Genomic DNA, 460 nt, shown 5'->3' with positions numbered 1-460 from the left:
TCCATTTCCTCTTCATTCCATCTCTCAGCTGTATCGAAGAAAAGCTCATGAGTTTTCACATTGACCGGAACTAACATATTTTCTTGATTCATGACATGGACTGCAAGTTCTTCCTCTTGTTCTCGTGTAATTTTGATTGTTAGTTCTTCCTCTTTTACAAGTAAAACAAGTTCACCTTCTCCAACCTCTTTAATGACCCCTAATACGATATCTTCACGAAATAATAACATCCTACTAACCTCCTGTTTTTTTATAGAAAGAAACAATGTAGCTTACGTTACATTGTTCTTTGATGCCTCATGATCTAAACGTTTTTGTCTTGCGTTACTAATCCGTTCTGCTACGACTTCTTTTGCCATCTTTACGCCGCCTACTTCAATTTTATCCGTTGTAATAATACTTTCTAAATCCAAGTCATTAGCAAAAAAGTATCCATTTAGTAACTCAATTAAAATTTGCG

1 protein-coding gene and 1 pseudogene are annotated in these 460 nt (G+C 35.0%); both read right to left on the bottom strand.

Annotated features, from left to right (window positions below; genetic code table 11):
• On the bottom strand, window positions 1-230 hold a 230-nt coding region (locus tag CN409_RS31225; protein ID WP_098217989.1), incomplete at its 3' end, for a hypothetical protein.
• Between the two features lie 42 nt (window positions 231-272).
• Window positions 273-460 (bottom strand): annotated as a pseudogene (locus tag CN409_RS31220) (hypothetical protein); the annotation flags it as partial.

Origin of the sequence: Bacillus sp. AFS012607 (assembly GCF_002558005.1) — a bacterium.
In the GTDB taxonomy this organism is placed as follows: domain Bacteria; phylum Bacillota; class Bacilli; order Bacillales; family Bacillaceae_G; genus Bacillus_A; species Bacillus_A thuringiensis_S.
Note: the sequence above shows the minus strand (reverse complement) of the source record. Positions and strands in the feature narration are given on the sequence as shown.